At 69.9% G+C, this 3,156-nt stretch carries 2 protein-coding genes; one reads left to right on the plus strand and one right to left on the minus strand.

Going from position 1 to position 3,156, the window contains the following annotated elements; translation table 11 throughout:
* A partial coding sequence (locus tag GUY61_RS36605) for a TetR/AcrR family transcriptional regulator (RefSeq protein ID WP_166634613.1) occupies window positions 1–1,073 on the plus strand: 1,073 nt, incomplete at its 5' end.
* Window positions 1,074–1,197: 124 nt separating this feature from the next.
* Here the strand turns inward: GUY61_RS36605 and GUY61_RS36610 are convergent.
* Complete coding sequence (locus GUY61_RS36610) at window positions 1,198–2,397, minus strand: oxygenase MpaB family protein (protein WP_166634614.1); 1,200 nt, start codon at window positions 2,395–2,397, stop codon at window positions 1,198–1,200.
* Window positions 2,398–3,156: the final 759 nt, after the last annotated feature.

Below are 3,156 nucleotides of genomic sequence, written 5' to 3' on the forward strand. Positions count from 1 at the left end.
AGAGACAGGCGTCCATGGAGGAGGTCGCCGCCGGCGTGGGTATCACCGCGGCCGCTCTGTACCGGCACTTCCCGAACAAGTACGCGCTGTTCGCCGAGTGCGCCGACGTCATGGTGGACAGACTGGTCGCCGCGCTCGACGAGGTGCCGTCCGGGGCGACCTTGACGGATGTGCTCACCGCCATCACCCGGATCACCATCGCTCATCGCGCGTCGGGCGGCGTGTACCGATGGGAGGCGCGGTACCTCAACCGCGAGGACCGCCGACGTCTCGGGGTGAAGTTCGGTCGCCTCGTCGAGCGGGTCGACGAGGCAGTACAGCGCGAGCACCCACTGCCTGACGAGCGCCTGCGGGCCATGGCGGCCCTCGGTGCGATCGGTTCCATCACGATGCATCGCACCTCCATCGCCCAACGCCGGGCCGAGGACCTGCTGCTGGCGTCCGCGCTGCGCGTGGCCGCGAGTGATCCAGCGGCGGGCCGACCGGGCGCGCACCCCGTCGAGCTGCCCGCCCGCCCGGTGCCGCGCACGCGACGCGCGGAGATCCTCGCGGCCTCCATCCCGCTGTTCGCTCGGGACGGATTCGCCAACGTCACGAACGGACAGATCGCGGAGGCGGTGGGACTGACCCCGTCCGCGCTCTACCGCCATTACCCCGGCAAGATCGACATCCTGGCGGCGGCATGCCTCCAGGCGGCGGGACTGCTGGCCCAGGGTGTGGAGCAGAGTCTGCACAAGGTGTCCGGCCCGCACGAGGCCATCGTCGCGCTGGCAGCAACGTATGCGGCCTACAGCTTTGAGTACACCGACCTCAACAGCGTTGCCGAGGCCGAGCTCGCCGGCTTGCCGGCCGGCCTGCGGCGGCCCGTGGTCCTCGCGCAGCGGGAACACATCGCCGTCTGGGAGCAGCAGTTGCGGCTGGCCCGTCCGGAGCTGGACCCGCGCCAGGCCCGGGTGCTGGTGCACGCGGGGTTCGGCGTGGTGGTCGAGGCGGGACGCAGACTGCGGTGGCAGGACAGCGCTGACCATCGTCAAGCCGTGACCGCTCTGGTCCTGGGCGCTCTGGGCCTCTGAACGGCCGTCGGAACCCAGCGGCGACGAGGCGCCGCATCGTGAAGCGCCTCGCGAGAGTCAACCCGATGCCCGCCCCTCGGCCCGTCTGCCGCGGGGCGGGCACAGGTGGGATCGGATCGACGGCTCAACCCGCCCTGTTTCCGGTGGGGATCGTGATGGGGGTGGTGGTCCCGGAGGAGCCCTTGTTGAGAAACAGCATGGCCAGGGCGCGCACGAACTGGTCGAACATGTAGAAGGTGCCGGGCATGACGGGCGACAGCCCCTCACGGAACAGGATGAACGCCGGCCATCCGGTGCGGACCAGGGCCGCCGCCGCGTAGTCGCGTTTCAGTCCCAGCCAGTCGCCGACCTCGTCGCTGAGGACGTAGCGCACGAACTCGTTCAGGAACCCGCGCGTGACGCCGAGGTCGACCTGTGCGGTCAGGCCGAGCAGTTCCTCGGCCAGTGCGATGCCCTCGGTCGACGGGGTGAGGATCGGGGCGAGCACCTGCGCCGACTGCTTTTCGGCGGCCGCCCATGTCTGGGGGATGTGCTCGTACGGCACACCGAGCAGGTGGATGGCGACCTGCCACGAGTGCAGGAACGCGTCCTGGTCCGCGGCCGGGAACGGAATCTTCCAGTCGAGCAGCTTCCTGTATACGTAGGTGCCCAGGCTGTGGAAGGTGACCAGGATGTCGGCGGCGCTGATCGGGATGGTCTCGTCGGCGACCGCCCGCCAGTGCGGCGACTGCGGCAGCAGGTGACGCACCGCGGCGTGCACCACGCGCGTCTTGTTGGCAGTGACGACGAACTGTCCCGTCGGCGTGAAGGCTCCCAGTTGGGACAGGTCGTAGCCGAACGTGAACGTCTTGGCCGCGCGGTCCTGCATGTCGGCGCCACCCGCGGACCAGTAGACGCTCTTGGCCTCGCGCGGAATCACGGTGCTCATGATTCCGCTGCCGAGGCCGTACAGCATGAAGAGGTACGTGTCCCTGCGCCGGTTGAAGTCGGCGGCACGGGCCAGCTTGTCGGGGTCGGCCCAGGAGGGCAGCCGGTTGACCTGCCGCAGGTATGCGGCGAATTCGGCCGGCAGGCCGCTGGGCAGCGGGTCGTTGTTGTTCACCCACGACGCCCATGCGGTGTTGATCGCCGGCACGTGTCCGTTGTCGAGCATCGAAGCCATCAGAGGGTCCGCCGCGTCGTCCCAGATCCACTCCGGACCGGTCCCCGCGGCGGCTCCAGTCACCGAGCCCGTCGACGCCCACGCCCGGGCGGGGTTGGCCACGCCCACGAGGCCGAGTGCGACACCGAGTGACAGAGCCTTTCGCCTGCTGAGGTTCTCCATTGACTTACCTGCTTCCCTGATGGGCCAGATGGTTCCAGGTTCCTTTGCAGACTTGCCAGTTGTGCGACCGATGCATGATGAACCTTGTCGCATGGATGTGATTTTCGATTAACATAGCGAGGTGCGTTGCCATCGGCAATGGTGGTGACCGAGGGCGCGTCGCCAATGCTGGCCCACGGTCCGGCAGTCCCTCTCCGGGCGCGACGTCCGGCAGCATCCCGACATCCGCGCTCCGCCCGCCGGTGACGGAGTGGCTCGGGACAGTCTTCGGCGGGCCGTCACGTCCTACGCGCGACCGGGAAGCGACTTGTCCCGGAACCGCGGCGGCCACTTGGGACGGCTCCCCCGCTCAGCCGTCGCTCCGCACACCCACAGACCGGTGTCACGCCGCTGCCCGGCGGTGTGCCGTTTGAGCCCTTGGGCTCAGGCCCGGCGAAGGCTCCGGGCCCGCCCCGCCCTCTGCCGGATCATGCGCTGCATCGCCGTAGCCGATCGCCCCGTCTCCCGCCTCGCCACGGTCGTACGCCGCCGGACTCCCCCGGAGGCCCTGCCCGAACCGGGCGGGGCCCCTCCATGACCGCTGCGGGCTGCGGGGCTGCGGCCACCGGGACATCCGGCATCGAACCGGCACGACGAGCCGGCCAACCAGGTCCGCCGGCGCGCCGCCACCCGGAAGCCTCCGCCGACGGCTCCGGTGCGCCACGGCACCCACCCAGAAGGCTCATGAAGATCTTGGTGAGGGGCTGCCCGGCCGTAGGC

The sequence above is a fragment of the Streptomyces sp. GC420 genome, from assembly GCF_009916105.1.
GTDB lineage: Bacteria > Actinomycetota > Actinomycetes > Streptomycetales > Streptomycetaceae > Streptomyces.

Bases quoted from the DNA above. Each gene is read 5' to 3' on its own strand.
- GUY61_RS36610 (WP_166634614.1), bottom strand. From the start codon at position 2,397: ATGGAGAACCTCAGCAGGCGAAAGGCTCTGTCACTCGGTGTCGCACTC.